Origin of the sequence: Ruegeria sp. THAF33 (genome assembly GCF_009363615.1) — a bacterium.
In the GTDB taxonomy this organism is placed as follows: Bacteria; Pseudomonadota; Alphaproteobacteria; order Rhodobacterales; family Rhodobacteraceae; genus Ruegeria.
The window spans coordinates 1,507,270-1,521,999 of record NZ_CP045384.1 but is presented as its reverse complement, the minus strand read 5'-3'; the positions used below and the strand labels follow the sequence as shown (position 1 = coordinate 1,521,999).

The window sequence follows — 14,730 nt, the reverse complement described above, 5'->3', positions numbered from 1 at the left end:
AAGGCCATCCAATGCTTTCTGTTTTCCGAACCCGTACCAGTATCCTGCTTGCCGCCTGTTTTGCGGCCACCGCGAGTATGGCAAACACCACTTCTGAACCTGCGCACAACACGGCGTTTCAGATGGCCGTTGCAGAACATACCCCACGGGAATCGCAGATCGCAGAGTTTTACCGGACAAACGGGTTTTCGCCGATTTGGGTGGGTGAATCCGATGAGCATATGCAACGCCGGGCCGCATTGATCCAGGCACTGTCACATGCGCATCTGCACGGTCTGCCGCGGGCCGATGCGACAGTTTCATCCTTGATGCAGAAAATGCAGGATGCACGCTCGACACGCGACCTTGGCGCCGTTGAAGCGGAACTGAGCCGGGTTTTCGTAGAGTTTGCCGACGCATTGTACTCGGGTTTTCTTCGGCCCGGAAACATCGACGACGGACTTGTTCGGTCGGTGGATCGTCGCAGCGCGGCCGAGCATCTGAACGTCCTGAACACACATGGCGCCGCGTATCTTGCGCAATTGGCTCCTCAAACCCGTCAGTACCGGGCTCTGATGAAGCAGAAACTGGCGCTACAGGATTTGGTAGATCAAGGCGGTTGGGGGGCGACTGTCCCGGAAACCAAGCTGGAATACGGTGATACCGGGCCCAATGTCGTGAAGCTTCGCAATCGGCTGGCGTTGATGGGCTACATGAAACCATCGGCCAGCCCGTCTTTCGACGCCGCGCTGCTGGAAGGTGTCAGGGCCTTTCAAATCGCGCATGGATTGGAACCCGATGGCGTTGCAGGTAAGGGCACGATTGCCGAGTTGAATCGCCCGGCCGTGGACCGGCTCAAGGCTGTTTATGTCGCTCTGGAACGGGAACGCTGGTTGCCTCGGGAACGCGGCGCGCGTCATATTCTTGTCAACCAGACAGATTTTTCGGCAAAGATCGTGGATGACGGGCAAGTCACGTTCGAGACCCGTGCGGTGATCGGCAAAAACACGCATGATCGCCGCAGCCCAGAGTTCTCGGATGTGATGGAACATATGGTGATAAACCCCAGTTGGTATGTTCCGCGCTCGATCATCACCAAGGAATACCTGCCAAAGTTGAAAGCGAACCCCAACGCGGTCAGTCATATCCAGATCACGGACAGCAGGGGGCGGCAGGTCAATCGCGGGGCGGTTGATTTCAATCAGTTCTCCGCGCGAAGCTTTCCTTTTGCGATGCGCCAGCCGCCCAGCAAAAGCAATGCTTTGGGGCTGGTCAAGTTCATGTTCCCCAACAAGTACAATATCTATCTGCATGATACGCCTCAGAAAAGCCTGTTCGCGCGTGAGGTTCGGGCGTTCTCGCACGGCTGCATCCGACTGGCACAGCCTTTCGAATTTGCCTATGCATTGTTGGCCAAACAGGAAGAGGACCCCAAGGCATTCTTTCATCGTGTTCTGAACACGGGAAAGGAAACCAAGGTTGATTTGGAACAAAAAGTTCCGGTCCACCTGATTTATCGAACGGCATATGTCGGTCCAAAAGGCGAGGTGCAGTATCGCCGCGATGTCTATGGCCGGGACCGCAAGATTTGGGAAGCCCTGCAAAAGGCAGGGGTGGCCCTGCCGGACGTTCAGGGTTAAGCACAGGGCAAATCCTGCCAAAAGGAAGCCCGAGATGCAGTTTACCATTCAGCAAATCGCCGACGCTTTGGGTGCCGAATGCCAAGGCGATGGTGGACTGACGATCGTGCGGGCGGCCGAGCCGGGCGATGCCGGACCAACAGATCTGGCCATGGCCATGTCCCCGAAATACGCCGAAGCGCTTTCGAAAGGGGAAGCTCGCGCCGCCGTTCTGTGGGAAGGCGCGGATTGGCAGGCAATGGGGTTGCGAGCGGCCATTTTCGTGAAGCGTCCGCGCATGGCGATGGCGGGGATCACCGCAATGCTGGATCGCGGGCAAGGGATTGAACCGGGCATTCACCCTTCCGCAGTGATCGATCCAACGGCCGAAATTGGACCAGATGTGGCGATAGGACCTCTGACCGTTGTGGGTGCTCGGGCGCGAATAGGTTCGGGCTCGGTCATCGGTGCACACTGCGTGGTGGGAATGGACGCCATTCTTGGCGAACAGGCCCTGTTGCGCGAAATGGTTAGTATTGGCGCGCGCGCACAAATCGGGGATCGGTTCATCGCGCAACCCGGTGCAAGGATTGGCGCCGACGGGTTCAGTTTCGTAACGCCCGAGGTCTCTGGCGCTGAGCGCGCCCGCGAAACGTTGGGTGATCAGGGGGACGCCAAGGCCCAAAGCTGGCTTCGTATTCATTCTTTGGGCGCGGTTGAGATCGGTGACGATGTCGAGGTTGGCGCCAATTGCACCGTCGACAATGGAACCATCCGCAACACGCGGATCGGTAACGGCACCAAGCTGGATAATCTTGTCCATGTCGGACACAACACCCGCGTCGGGCGGGATTGTCTGCTGTGCGGTCAGACGGGTGTGTCCGGCTCGGTCGAGATCGGCAACAACGTTGTTCTGGGTGGCCAGACCGGAGTGGTCGACAATATTTTCATAGGGGACGGCGTCATTTCGGGTGGGGGCACGAAGATTCTGTCAAATGTGCCCGCCGGGCGCGTCATCATGGGGTATCCGGGCATCAAAATGGAGACCCATACCGATGTCTACAAGGCGCAGCGGCGACTGCCCCGAATGGCGCGCGACGTTGAGGCATTAAAAAAGGCTGTTTTCAAACAGACCCCAAGCGATTAAATCATCGTCAAACTGAAAATCAGGGGATCGACATGAGCATCAGCGACCGCGTCATCGCAATCATTGCAGAGCAGGCCGTGCTGGAGCCATCGGATGTGACGCCCGAAAGCACGCTGGAAGATCTGGGAATCGACAGCCTTGGTCTGGTCGAAAGTATTTTCGCCATCGAGGAAGAGTTCGACATTTCAATTCCGTTCAACGCCAACGAACCCGAGGCCAACGATTTTGACATATCCAATGTCGCTGCGATCATTGCCGGGATCGAAAAGCTCGTGTCGGAAAAGGTCTGACTGACGCTCATGAAACGTGTTGTCATTACCGGCGCAGGTACGATCAATTCACTGGGCCATTCGGTTCCTGACACCCTGGAAGCCATGCGCGAAGGCCGTTGCGGCATCTCGGAACTGGAATTTCGGGATGTTGATCGGTTGGCCATCAAAATCGGCGGGCAGGTTCGCGGCTTTGAGGCTGAAGGTAGGTTCAACCGTCAGCAGATGTCGTTGTATGACCGGTTCACTCAGTTCACTTTGACCGCCGCCAAAGAGGCCATCGATCAGTCCGGCATCGAGTTTCACGGAGAGTTGGCCGCAAAATCAGGTGTTGTTTTGGGGACCGCCGGCGGTGGCGTATCGACCTGGGATGACAATTATCGCTCGGTTTATGAGGACGGAAAGAACCGGGTACACCCGTTTGTTGTTCCCAAACTCATGAACAATGCGGCGGCCAGCCATGTTTCTATGGAACACAATCTCAAAGGCCCCAGCTTCACCGTGTCGACCGCCTGCGCGTCGTCGAACCATGCCATGGCTCAGGCCTTTCAGATGGTCCGAAGCGGTATGGCCCCGGTCATGATCACTGGCGGATCCGAATCCATGTTGTGCTTTGGAGGCGTCAAGGCCTGGGAAGGGTTGCGCGTCATGTCCAAGGATGCGTGTCGACCGTTCAGCGCCAACCGAAACGGAATGGTACAGGGCGAAGGGGCCGGTATCTTTGTTTTCGAGGAATACGAGCACGCCCGCGCCCGTGGCGCCGAGATCATGTGCGAAGTCGTTGGTTTTGCCATGTCGTCGGATGCGGCCGATATCGTGATGCCCAGCAAGCAAGGGGCTTCAAGGGCCATGTCAGGTGCCTTGGCCGACGCCAGATTGAATGCAAGCGATGTGGGCTATATCAACGCACACGGCACCGGGACGGCCGCGAATGACAAAACCGAATGCGCCGCCGTTGCGGATGTTTTTGGGCCCCATGCTGACGACCTGATGATATCGTCGACCAAATCCATGCATGGTCACCTGATTGGTGGAACCGGTGCGGTGGAACTCTTGGCATGTATCATGGCGCTGCGGGACGGTGTGATTGCACCCACCATCGGATACGAGGAACCCGATCCGGAATGCGCGCTTGATGTTGTGCCAAACGAGGCTCGGGAAGCCAAAGTTGACGTCGCGCTCAGCAATGCGTTTGCTTTCGGCGGGCTGAATGCGGTTCTTGCTTTAAAGCGGATTTAATCCGCGAAGCGCCGCCGCAGTCGGTGCGGCGGCGCAATCGTAAACGCACCCTCAGTTCGCGTTGACGGTCAGAGTGTCATAGCCGGACGTAAAGCCGGACAACGACATCTCCATCTCCAGTACCTGATCAGGGAAGCGGGCCGGAACCAGCGAGAAGATCGCCTTGGTGCCAGCTTTCATTGCATCGATATCGCCCTGGCTCAGGCCCAGCTGCGCGACGCAGCCAACAGGCAGGCAATGATGATAGTTGTACAACTTGCGGGGCGCACCATCGACGGACAGGGCGAGCTGAGCTTGCAGCAGTGTTTCCAAAGGAACGATCACATTCGCCCATGCAACTGCCGCGCCGCCCTCGGGCAGTCTTCCAATCGACACCTCAGCTATCGGATCACCCTGGTTGCCCTTCAGAATCTGGACGATGGCGCACGGGTCTTCGCCTTGCTGCGCCTTGATGCAGGACAAGTCCCAGTCGCCGAACTTTTCCTTGACGAACTGTTCTCCGGGGCGCGGGCCTTCCTGACCCAAATCGAGACCGTTGTCCGGTTCGGATGTCGTTGTATCCTGCGCATAAGCTGCGCCACATAGAAGAATTGCCGCCACTGTACTTAGCGAGAGGATTTTCTTGATCATGAATGCCTCGACTTGATGCTTGAGCTTTTTGCTTCGTTTAACACTCTTCTGAACTGGTGTCAGGCACTAACAGAACGCCATGTCTGAACGTGAACGGATTCTTGCCAGAACACCAGAAACCAACTGCCCTGAGACAGAAAAAGAGAGCTGTATAAGCCAGCTCTCTTTTCCAAAAGGTTCTCCCCGTCGGACTGGCCGACTTATTTATGCGCAAACCCTACGAAAGGGGCGCAGACGGGTCAACAGCTATCCTCAAATTTTAATATTACGGTCAGAACTTTGAAACCAAATTCGAGCCTGCAAAAAAGCCGTGCCCGAAGGCACGGCCAGTCGACAGGGAGGAACTCTGCCCCACGTGAAGGAAGCAAACGCGGGGCAAATTGACTATCGCAGTCAAAGGTTAACTTTGTATGCTGGTCACGGATCGGTGAAACATAAGGCAATGTTAATGGGCAAGAATATATTTTTGGGTGGCGGAGGCGAAGGCTATGGCCAGCCGCAGGAACTGGCGCTTAGATATGCGAACCGTCATGGGCTGATTGCCGGCGCCACCGGGACCGGTAAGACCGTAACGTTGCAAATCCTCGCGGAAGGCTTTTCCCAAGCCGGAGTTCCGGTGTTTTTGTCCGATGTCAAAGGCGATCTGTCGGGCCTGGCTTTGCCCGGAAGCGACGCGCATAAACTGCATCAGGCATTTATGGATCGTGCCAAACGCATTGGGTTCGACGATTTTGCCTATTCCGCCTGCCCGGTTACGTTCTGGGATCTTTTTGGCGAACAAGGCCATCCGGTGCGGACGACGGTCACTGAAATGGGCCCTTTGCTGCTGTCCCGGTTGATGGAACTGAGCGAAGCGCAGGAAGGCATCCTGAACATCGCGTTCCGCGTGGCCGATGAAGAGGGAATGCCTCTTCTGGATCTCAAGGACCTTCAGGCGCTGCTGGTCTGGATCGGCGAGAACCGGGCCCAGCTTTCATTGCGATATGGCAATGTATCGACATCTTCGATCGGTGCGATCCAGCGGCGATTGCTGGTATTGGAAAACCAGGGTGGAACAAAGCTGTTTGGCGAACCCGCGCTGGATCTGTCCGATTTGATGTGCACCGATGAAAACGGGCAGGGGATGGTGAACATCCTTGCTTCGGACAAACTGATGGCCGCGCCACGGCTTTATGCGACATTCCTGCTGTGGCTGCTGAGCGAATTGTTTGAGGAACTTCCCGAAGTCGGTGATCCTGACAAACCCAAGTTGGTGTTCTTCTTCGACGAAGCGCATCTGTTGTTTGACGGTGCTCCGAAAGTGCTGGTGGACAAGGTCGAACAGGTTGCGCGCCTGATCCGGTCCAAAGGCGTGGGAGTCTATTTCATCACCCAGAATCCCGCCGATATTCCCGAGGATATTCTGGGGCAGTTGGGCAATCGCGTCCAGCACGCTTTGCGAGCCTTCACGGCGCGTGACCGAAAGAACCTGCGTCTGGCGGCGGAAACCTATCGCGAAAACCCCGCCTTCGACACCGAAGCCGCAATTCGTGAGGTGGGCGTTGGTGAGGCTGTCACGTCGATGCTGCAGAAAAAAGGTGTTCCCGGAATTGTCGAGCGCACATTGGTTCGTCCGCCGGGTTCCCAGTTGGGGCCCATTTCTGATGCCCAGCGGCGGACCATTCTCGATGCCTCGCCAATGGCGTCGAAATATGATCATGAAATTGATCGAAAATCGGCCTTTGAAATCCTCCAGGCTCGGGCTGAGGCCGCCGCCAAGGCCGCTGAACAGGCAGAGGCCGATGCAGTGCTGGAGGCACAATCACCGATGGAACGAGAGTATTCTTCAGCTCGCAGATATTCAGGAAGCCGGGTTGGCAGATCCTCGTCCCGGGTGCAACGGAGGAAAGACACGTTTGCATCGGCGATGACCGACGCGGTTATCAAAGAACTGAAAGGAACGACCGGACGCCGGATCGTTCGTGGTATTCTGGGTGGATTGTTCCGCAACAGATGACGGAACGGCGCCCATCACGGGCGCCGCAATGTTTACTTCAAACGACGCTGGCCTTCCTGACGGCAGTAGGCGTCAGCCTCCGGCACGGACATTTTCGAAGCCGGGAAGTCAATCGCCCGGTCCCAGGTCACCCGGTCGTGACGGTATAGCTGACAGGTTACGACACCTTTGGGCGTTTGAACCTTGACGGGAGTTGTTTCAAGTTCTTCCGGAGTGGGAATGCAGGCGGTTGTTACGATGGCAACAACCGGCAACAGAAGCAGTGTCTTGAACCGTGGTGCTTTCATTTTTGACTCTTTTCAAAACGTGTAAATGATCGTTACAGATCGGCGTAGACGGATGTGAGTGCCGGCGACATACCGCAAAAAGAAAACACTGCGGTGTGTCCGTTTATTCAAAAAATCGTTAAGAATCAAGAAACCGCGCCGGATAAGAGGCGCGGTTTCGCTTATTGAAGGTGGAAGTGATCTATTTCTCTGGGATCAGCCCTCTTGGGCTGAATCTGAGAACAATCAACAAGATCAGACCCATCGTGAACAGGCGCATATGTGCGGCGCTGTCCAGCAGGTGGGCTTTCAATGCACTTCCGTCCGGCAAGCCGGCGGTAATGACATTCATCAGCCACAAGCCGATCGGTTCAACCTGAACCCACAGGAACCAGATCAGGAATGCGCCCAGAACGGCCCCGAAGTTGTTGCCCGAACCACCCACGATCACCATCACCCAGACCAGAAAGGTAAAGCGCAGCGGTTGATACGCGCTTGGCGTCAACTGGCCGTCCAGCGTTGTCATCATCGCACCCGCGATACCGCAAACGGCCGAACCCAGTACGAATATTTGCAGATGACGACGGGTGACATCCTTGCCCATGGCCTCAGCCGCCACTTCATTGTCACGGATTGCGCGCATCATCCGGCCCCACGGGCTTTTCAGCGCCATCTGTGCCATCCAGAGCAGAACCAGAAGCACTATCATGAACAGCAGCGAATAACCGAGTTTGACCGAAAGGGTGGACGCGGTGACGGGATCCAATCCCAACCATTCAGCCCGCGCCAGAAAGGCCGGGTCGTTCTGCAAATCCACTTCGTAGCCCACAACAGGGGACGGGCGTGGAATGCCGTAGACGTTCTTGACGCCCCGGGCCAGCCAGTCTTCGTTTTTCATGACTGCAATGATGATTTCGGCGATACCCAATGTGGCAATCGCCAGATAATCCGAACGAAGGCCCAGCGCCGTTTTACCGATCAGCCACGCAGCACCCGCCGCCAGCAAACCACCCGCCGGCCAGGCCAGCAGAACCGGCAGATTCAAACCTCCGATATTGCCGGCAATTGCCGGGTCGATGGCCTCGACCGCCGCAATGCTGGGATCGAACACCGCGCGATAGACAAAAAAGCCCACGACAAGAACGGCGATGATCGTCAGGGTTTGCACACGGCCCTTCGGCAGCTTTGTTGCCACCAGAACGGCGGCAACCACTGTCACGGCGCCCAGCAGCAAAGACAGAACGATGCCATAACCTCCGGCGGCCCAAGCACCGGGCGTGGGCGGCGTTGAAACCAGTACGACGGCCAGACCGCCCAGTGCGACAAAGCCCATCACGCCCACATTGAACAGACCGGCAAAACCCCATTGCAGGTTTACTCCGATCGCCATGATGGCGGAAATCAGCCCCATATTCAGGATCAGGATCGCGGTGTTCCAGCTTTGCGTGAAACCGGTCAACAGGATCAGGCCGCCGACAATTGTGAACAGCAGCGTGTTTTTGACAGAGTCGGTCATACGGCCTTTCCCTTGAAAAGTCCCGTGGGCTTGAACAGAAGCACGATCAGCAGGATGACAAAGCTGACCGCGAATTTGTAATCGGTCGAGAGAAGTTGCACCAAACCTGACGGCGCCAGACTTTCAGGCGACACATAGGTCAGCACCTTCTTCCAAGCGTATGTTATCGTCACTTCGGAAAACGCGATGATAAACCCGCCTGCGATGGCGCCCAGAGGATTGCCCAAACCACCCACGATGGCCGAGGCAAAGATCGGCAGCAGAAGCTGGAAGTAGACGAAGGGTTTGAAGCTTTTGTCCAGCCCGTAAAGTACGCCAGCAGTTGTGGCCAGCGCCGCAACGATGATCCATGTGATCATCACCACACGTTCCGGGTTGATGCCTGACAGCAGCGCCAGATCCTCATTGTCCGAATAGGCCCGCATCGACTTGCCCGTGCGCGTCTTGTTCAGAAACCAGAACAGCAGCGCCACGGCAACAACGGCCACGATCACCGTGATGCCTTGCGACGTCTTGATGGCCAGACCCTCACGCAGACCGGTCATCGCCTTGAAATCGCGTGCCGAAACAATGAACCGAGCCCCATCCGAGAACCGTTGGTCATCCGGCCCGATGATAAACCGGACAAGGCCGTTCATGATGAACATCACGCCCATGGAGACGATCACCAGAATAACGGGCTTTGCCTTTTGTTCACGGTAGAATTTGTAGACCAGCCTGTCGGTGATCAGCACCAGCACGATACAGCCCAGGATGGCAAAGGGCAGGGCGAGCAGGGCGGTTGGCAACGGTCCAAAGCTGATTCCGGCGGCCTGCAACCCCCATGTGACCAGTACAGCGACCATCGCGCCAAAGGCCATGGTGTCACCATGGGCAAAGTTCGAAAACCGCAGGATGCCGTAGATCAGGGTCACGCCAAGCGCGCCCAATGCCAGTTGGCTGCCATAAGCGACCGCTGGCACCAACACAAAATTCGCAAGCGCAACAAGCGCGTTGAGTAGATCCATTATTTCTTCTCACTGTCCGGGTGCGGCTTTATGGCACGACGCCGACGAAAGACACAACAATTTGGAACATGATTTTTAGGGCTTGATGCATGTTTTTATGCCGCTTGGCAGGCTTCGGACACGTTGGCAGAGGCCCCTTGGTTCTTCCCCAAAGAAAAAGACCGCGCCACACTGAGGGGCGCGGTCCGAAATCATGAAAGATCGCGGGTCTAGGCACCGGTTTCCGTGCATTGGCCGCGATCATTTTGCAGAACCGGGCGGCGGATAGACAGGTTGTAGGACAGATCCGGGCTTTTGACGAAGAACGTCATGACATGCTGCTCGGTCGTCAGAATGAACGTCAAGTTGTTCAGCCCCGGAAACACCTGCGCGTCCCCGGTCGTGTCACCGAATTTGACCGATCCCTTTTGCGCACCTTCGAACCGTGTCAGCCGATACTCGGTTCCATCAATTTCCGATGTACACACAAATTCGCGCTGCTGAGCGACGGCACCGGTTGCCAGTTGTGCGACCAGGGCGGCGATCATCCATTTTTTCATTTTGACTTCCAATTCTTGTGTCCCCAACCGGGGCGCGTTTCGGGGATTGGTTTAGGTGTTCGTGCGCAGCGATATTTTTGAAATTGGGCCTGATTAAAGCAGCAGATTGGCATTCGGCGCGTTTTCAAAGTCTTTTTTCCGCAACGGCCCGCAGGAGATTAATTGATATTTTTCAGATACCTAATAAAGGCTCTCATGTCCTGAGCCTCGGTTTGAAGCACCGGTTGCCATGTTCTGGCCTTCAATTTTGCGCATTGCGATCAAGCAAAAGGACCAGCCGAGTTTCTCGACTGGCCCCACATGAAAATCTGCCATTGAAAAGCGCCGATCAGCCGCCCAAAAACGACTTTCGCACCTCGGGGTCGGCCAGCAGTTCCTTGCCCGTTCCGGTATAGGCGTTGCGCCCCTGAACCAGAACGTATCCCTTGTCGGCAATCTCCAAGGCCTGGCGGGCGTTTTGCTCGACCATCAGGATCGGCAGGCCGGTGCGGGACACTTCGATGATCCGGTCGAACAACTCATCCATCACGATCGGCGAAACACCTGCCGTAGGCTCGTCGAGCATCAGCACCTTGGGCTGGGTCATCAGGGCGCGGCCCACGGCGACCTGTTGGCGTTGTCCGCCCGACAGTTCTCCGGCGGCCTGATTGCGCTTGTCGCGGAGGATGGGGAACAGGTCATAGACCTGCTCCATCGTCTGGCTGATGTCGTCGCGACGGATGAAGGCGCCCATTTCCAGGTTTTCCTCCACCGTCATCGAGGTAAAGATGTTCTGTGTCTGCGGCACAAAGCCCATGCCACGCATGACCCGATCCTGCGGGGTGAGGTTTGTAATATCCTCGCCATCCAGACGCACAGACCCTGAACGGACATCCAGCATCCCGAACACGGCTTTCATCGCCGTAGACTTTCCCGCACCGTTGGGGCCGACGATGACTGCGATTTCACCCTTGTCCACCGCGATGGTGCAATCATGCAGGATGTCGGGCCCTTTGCCGTAGCCACCCGTCATGGTGTCGCCGATCAGGAACGGGCCGCCCCCGACCTTATGCGTTGCACCACTTTTTCTATGGGCCGGAGTCATGGTGCCGACACCGTGCGGATTGGTGATCGAGGCGTCCTTGTTGCCCTTGTCATCCTGATAGGGGTTGTCGCTCACGCGCCTGCCTCCAGTTTGTCTTTGTTCTTCAGGCCGGTGCCCAGATAGGCTTCGATCACGTGCTCGTTCGCCTTGATCTCGTCCAAGGTACCCTCGGCCAGAACCTTGCCTTCAGCCATGCAGATGACCGGATCACAGATCTTGCCGATGAAATCCATGTCATGTTCGATGACAACGAAGGTATAGCCGCGTTCCTTGTTCAGCCGCAGGATCGTGTCGGCGATGGTCATCAACAGGGTGCGGTTCACACCCGCGCCGACCTCGTCCAGAAACACGATCTTGGCATCCACCATCATCGTGCGGCCCAGCTCCAGCAGCTTTTTCTGACCACCCGAGACCTGACCCGCCTTGTGATCGGCCAGATGTTCAATCGTCAGAAACTCCAGCACCTCATCGGCCTTGGCCTTCAGCGCGCGTTCTTCATCAGCGATGCGCTTGCGGCCAAACCACGTGTTCCACAGCGACTCGCCTGATTGCGCGCCGGGCACCATCATCAGGTTTTCGCGGCAGGTCATCGACGGGAATTCATGTGCAATCTGAAACGTGCGCAACAGACCCTTGTGGAACAATTCATGCGGGGGCAGACCGGTGATATCCTCGCCGTCCATCACCACCTTGCCGCTGGTCGGCGGCAGAACACCTGCGATCACATTGAACAGAGTGGTTTTTCCTGCCCCGTTGGGCCCGATCAGGCCGGTGATCGACCCTTTCTGGATTTCCAGCGATGCCCCGTCCACCGCATGAAATCCGCCGAAATGCTTGTGCACGTCCTCGACGACGATCATCTTTTCCCCTTGCCGCCTGTCCGGCGCTGTTGTCTCGACCCCGTTTGCCGGGTGCGGTCTTTTTTCATTGAAACAGCCCGGACACAAGGCCCGGGCTGCTTTCATTCATAGCCTTTGGCGATCAATCAACGGAAGTTGACAGTCTTGTTTTCACCGTCGGTCACTTCGATCTCACGATAGGAACCCGCGCTTTCGCCGGGGCCGATCAGCTCAACACCGGACGCACCGACATAGTCGATGTCCTGACCGTTTGCCAGCAATTCCAGACCCTTGGCCAGTTCGCCGGGATAGATCTTTTCGCCCGGAGCGTTGGCAACGTCCATGATCTTGCCGCCATAGTCGGCCGGATTAGTCGATCCAGCAGCCTGCATGGCCAGCATGAACAAAGCCGCAGCGTCATAGGATTCGGGCGAATAGGGCGACGAACCGTCGAAGCCTGCTGCCTCGGCCATGGCAAAATACTTCTCGGCGCCTTCACCGCCCGAACCGGCGATCTGACCGAACGAACCGTTCAGGTCGGGGCCGACATTGGCCGGCAGCGAGTCACCGATCATGCCGCCGGGCAGGCCAAAGGTGTCAAACGCACCGCTGTCCAGCGCCGACTGGATGATGCCCAGACCGCCCTGATCCAGATAGCCCGCAACAACCAGAATGTCGCCACCTGCCGACGCCAGAGCACCAACTTCGGCCGAATAGTCGGCCTTGCCATCCTCATGCGCTGCAACGATGGTCACTTCACCACCTGCTGCCTCGAAAGAGGTTTGGATCGCGTCCGCCAGACCCTTGCCGTAGTCGTTGTTGGTATAGGTCAGAGCGATCGAGTTGATGCCGCGATCCTTCAGGATATCCGCCATCACCTGGCCTTCGCGCGCATCTGACGGCGCGGTGCGGAAGAACAGGCCGTTGTCTTCCATGGTCGACAGGCCCGGCGAGGTCGCCGAGGGCGAGATCATGACCATGCCATTCGGAATCGCGACGTTCTGAAGGATCGCACCGGTCACGCCCGAGCAATCGCCGCCGATGATTCCGGCAACACCGTCCGCAATCATGCGTTCGCCGTTCGAAGTGGCCAAACCGTTATCAATGCAGCCGGTGTCGGCGCGCGATGCGGTCACTTTGGACCCATCCAGCAGTTTTCCGGATTCGGTGACTTCCGCCATCGCCAATTCAGCGCCCGAACCCATTGCGGGTGCCAGCGATTCAATTGGGCCGGTGAATCCGAACAAAACACCAAGCGTAATGTCTTCGGCCAGCGCAGGTCCGGCCAGCAAAGCGGATGCTGCAGTTGCTGTAAGCAGCTTTTTCATATGGTTACTCCCTATTGTGAACGTATTCGTTCTGGCCACGAACCTAGGCAAGCTGCCCGGAAAAGAAAAGTCCTAACGCAATCGTGCCTTTATCGATCGGAAATCTATCTGTTTTGTTAGGGTTTGCCTAAGATTGTCCGGAGAAGGGTCAACATGCTCAGAGCTGCCGCGATTCTGTTCTTCACTTTTTGCACTCAAAGCGCCTTGGCACAGGCGTTGTCGACCTCGGTCGGGAAAATTGAACTTATCGAAATGGCAGGCGGGCTGGATACGCCTTGGGCCGTCGGCATCCTGCCTGACGGCAGTTTTCTTGTCACCGAACGGGACGGAAACCTGCTGTATGTCAAGGACGGAGAGGCGAAAGCCATATCCGGTGTTCCCAAGGTTGCAGCTTCGGGGCAGGGCGGATTGCTGGACGTTACGGTCTCGCGCGATTTCAATCAAAGCCGCGAGGTCTTTCTAACCTTTTCAAAACCGCAAAAGGGTGGCGCAGGCACGGCTGTCGCGGTGGCGCGCCTGTCTAAGAACGGCACGCGTCTGACGAATCTGCGGGTCATTTTCGAGGCTTACCCCGGCGGATCAGGCGGGCGGCATTTCGGCTCACGTGTTGTAGAAGCCAATGACGGCACGCTTTTTGTAACCATCGGAGATCGAGGGGATGCGCCGCAGGCGCAGGATCGCTCGAACGCCCTGGGTTCCGTGATCCGTATCAACCGCGATGGCTCGGTACCGTCGGACAATCCTTTCATCGGGCAGGCAGATATCCGACCTGAAATCTGGACCTATGGGCACCGCAACCCACAGGGGGCCGATCTGGATGCGCGCGGCCGATTGTGGGTGTCGGAACACGGGGCGCGCGGCGGCGACGAGGTGAACCTTGTCAAACCCGGCGCCAATTACGGCTGGCCGGTCATCTCGTACGGCACGCATTATTCCGGAGAGAAGATCGGCGAGGGCACCAGCAAGCCCGGTATGGAACAGCCGCGCCTGTACTGGGACCCGTCGATCGCGCCGTCGGGGTTGATGGTCTATTCCGGCGACATGTTTCCAGAATGGCGGGGCGACATATTCGTCGGCTCGCTGAAATTCGACTATATCGCGCGCCTGTCCGGAGACCCGCTGCGCGAGGTCGAGCAGATCAAGGGCCCCGAGACCGAACGGGTCCGTGACATCGTGCAGGCCCCGGATGGGGCGATCTGGTTCATTTCAGTCGGGCAGGGCGCGGTTTACAGGATGTCTGTCAAACAGTGACATACGAAGCGTGCCGGCAGA

At 57.2% G+C, this 14,730-nt stretch carries 14 protein-coding genes; 6 read left to right on the top strand and 8 right to left on the bottom strand.

Annotated features, from left to right (window positions below; translation table 11 throughout):
- Nucleotides 1-11 precede the first annotated feature (11 nt).
- From FIU92_RS07645 to FIU92_RS07630, 4 genes are read left to right on the top strand one after another with little or no spacing between them, the layout of a single operon-like run.
- Nucleotides 12-1,619, top strand: coding sequence for a murein L,D-transpeptidase (locus tag FIU92_RS07645; RefSeq protein WP_152458005.1), 1,608 nt, complete (start codon nucleotides 12-14; stop codon nucleotides 1,617-1,619).
- Between the two features lie 34 nt (nucleotides 1,620-1,653).
- Nucleotides 1,654-2,745, top strand: a complete 1,092-nt coding sequence (lpxD, locus tag FIU92_RS07640) for a UDP-3-O-(3-hydroxymyristoyl)glucosamine N-acyltransferase (protein WP_152458004.1) — start codon at nucleotides 1,654-1,656, stop codon at nucleotides 2,743-2,745.
- 32 nt (nucleotides 2,746-2,777) lie between these two features.
- On the top strand, nucleotides 2,778-3,035 hold the full coding sequence (locus tag FIU92_RS07635) for an acyl carrier protein (protein WP_152458003.1): 258 nt from the start codon (nucleotides 2,778-2,780) through the stop codon (nucleotides 3,033-3,035).
- A gap of 9 nt (nucleotides 3,036-3,044) precedes the next feature.
- On the top strand, nucleotides 3,045-4,253 hold the full coding sequence (locus FIU92_RS07630) for a beta-ketoacyl synthase (RefSeq protein WP_152458002.1): 1,209 nt from the start codon (nucleotides 3,045-3,047) through the stop codon (nucleotides 4,251-4,253).
- A gap of 51 nt (nucleotides 4,254-4,304) precedes the next feature.
- Here the strand turns inward: FIU92_RS07630 and FIU92_RS07625 are convergent, their stop codons facing one another.
- On the bottom strand, nucleotides 4,305-4,883 hold the full coding sequence (locus tag FIU92_RS07625; RefSeq protein ID WP_152458001.1) for an invasion associated locus B family protein: 579 nt from the start codon (nucleotides 4,881-4,883) through the stop codon (nucleotides 4,305-4,307).
- 448 nt (nucleotides 4,884-5,331) lie between these two features.
- Here FIU92_RS07625 and FIU92_RS07620 point away from each other — a divergent pair, with 448 nt between their 5' ends.
- A complete protein-coding gene (locus tag FIU92_RS07620) occupies nucleotides 5,332-6,879 on the top strand; it encodes a helicase HerA-like domain-containing protein (RefSeq protein WP_152458000.1) in 1,548 nt (515 codons plus the stop codon).
- A 32-nt stretch (nucleotides 6,880-6,911) separates the two neighbouring features.
- Here FIU92_RS07620 and FIU92_RS07615 read toward each other — a convergent pair whose 3' ends face one another.
- The 7 genes from FIU92_RS07615 to FIU92_RS07585 form a co-directional block, all read right to left on the bottom strand.
- Entirely contained in the window at nucleotides 6,912-7,166 is a 255-nt protein-coding gene (locus tag FIU92_RS07615) for a hypothetical protein (RefSeq protein WP_152457999.1), read from the bottom strand.
- Nucleotides 7,167-7,347: 181 nt separating this feature from the next.
- A complete protein-coding gene (locus FIU92_RS07610; RefSeq protein WP_152457998.1) occupies nucleotides 7,348-8,661 on the bottom strand; it encodes a branched-chain amino acid ABC transporter permease in 1,314 nt (437 codons plus the stop codon).
- A complete protein-coding gene (locus FIU92_RS07605) occupies nucleotides 8,658-9,668 on the bottom strand; it encodes a branched-chain amino acid ABC transporter permease (protein WP_152457997.1) in 1,011 nt (336 codons plus the stop codon). Before FIU92_RS07605 ends, FIU92_RS07610 begins: the two co-directional genes overlap by 4 nt.
- A gap of 209 nt (nucleotides 9,669-9,877) precedes the next feature.
- Nucleotides 9,878-10,207, bottom strand: coding sequence for a hypothetical protein (locus tag FIU92_RS07600; RefSeq protein ID WP_152457996.1), 330 nt, complete (start codon nucleotides 10,205-10,207; stop codon nucleotides 9,878-9,880).
- A 328-nt stretch (nucleotides 10,208-10,535) separates the two neighbouring features.
- The gene (locus FIU92_RS07595; RefSeq protein ID WP_152457995.1) at nucleotides 10,536-11,366 is read right to left on the bottom strand and encodes an ABC transporter ATP-binding protein; all 831 of its coding nucleotides are present in this window, start codon (nucleotides 11,364-11,366) and stop codon (nucleotides 10,536-10,538) included.
- The gene (locus FIU92_RS07590) at nucleotides 11,363-12,151 is read right to left on the bottom strand and encodes an ABC transporter ATP-binding protein (protein WP_152457994.1); all 789 of its coding nucleotides are present in this window, start codon (nucleotides 12,149-12,151) and stop codon (nucleotides 11,363-11,365) included. The genes FIU92_RS07595 and FIU92_RS07590 overlap by 4 nt, the downstream gene beginning before the upstream one ends.
- Before the next feature lie 125 nt (nucleotides 12,152-12,276).
- Nucleotides 12,277-13,458 (bottom strand): ABC transporter substrate-binding protein, encoded by a 1,182-nt coding sequence (locus FIU92_RS07585; RefSeq protein ID WP_152457993.1) that lies wholly within the window; start codon nucleotides 13,456-13,458, stop codon nucleotides 12,277-12,279.
- A gap of 153 nt (nucleotides 13,459-13,611) precedes the next feature.
- Between FIU92_RS07585 and FIU92_RS07580 the strand changes: the two genes are divergently transcribed.
- Nucleotides 13,612-14,709 carry a PQQ-dependent sugar dehydrogenase gene (locus FIU92_RS07580; RefSeq protein WP_152457992.1) on the top strand — a complete coding sequence of 366 codons (1,098 nt, stop codon included), beginning with the start codon at nucleotides 13,612-13,614 and terminating at the stop codon, nucleotides 14,707-14,709.
- Nucleotides 14,710-14,730 lie beyond the last annotated feature (21 nt).